1 protein-coding gene is annotated in these 468 nt (G+C 67.5%); it reads left to right on the top strand.

From position 1 onward, the window contains the following. On the top strand, positions 1–468 hold a 468-nt coding region (gene cbiT, locus DBR24_RS17060; RefSeq protein WP_128615331.1), incomplete at both ends, for a precorrin-6Y C5,15-methyltransferase (decarboxylating) subunit CbiT.

Raw genomic sequence — 468 nt, 5'->3', positions numbered from 1 at the left:
TCGCGGCTGGCCGGGCTGCCGGACTCGGCGTTTCAGCACGACGGTCAACTTACCAAACGCGATGTGCGGGCCATCACCTTCGCCCGCCTCGCGTCAATCCCCGGTGAACTGCTGTGGGATTTGGGTGGCGGGTGCGGCTCGATCGGCATCGAATGGATGCGCGCGCACCCGAGTTGCCGCGCCATCGCCATCGAGGCGGATGAGGGCCGGCAGACACTGATCGAACACAACCGCGATGCACTGGGCGTGCCCGGCCTGCAACTGGTTCGCGGCAAGGCACCGCATGCCCTCGCCGGGCTGGAGCGTCCGGACGCCGTCTTCATCGGCGGTGGTGTGACCCGTGAAGGCGTGTTCGAGACTTGCTGGGAGCAGCTCAAACCCGGCGGGCGACTGGTCGCCAACGCGGTGACCCTGCAAAGCGAAATCACCCTGATGCACTGGCGGGAACGCCACGGCGGCGAGCTGACG

Origin of the sequence: Pseudomonas sp. HMWF006 (genome assembly GCF_003061205.1) — a bacterium.
Classification (GTDB): domain Bacteria; phylum Pseudomonadota; class Gammaproteobacteria; order Pseudomonadales; family Pseudomonadaceae; genus Aquipseudomonas; species Aquipseudomonas monsensis.
This window is presented reverse-complemented; position numbering and strand designations above follow the sequence as displayed.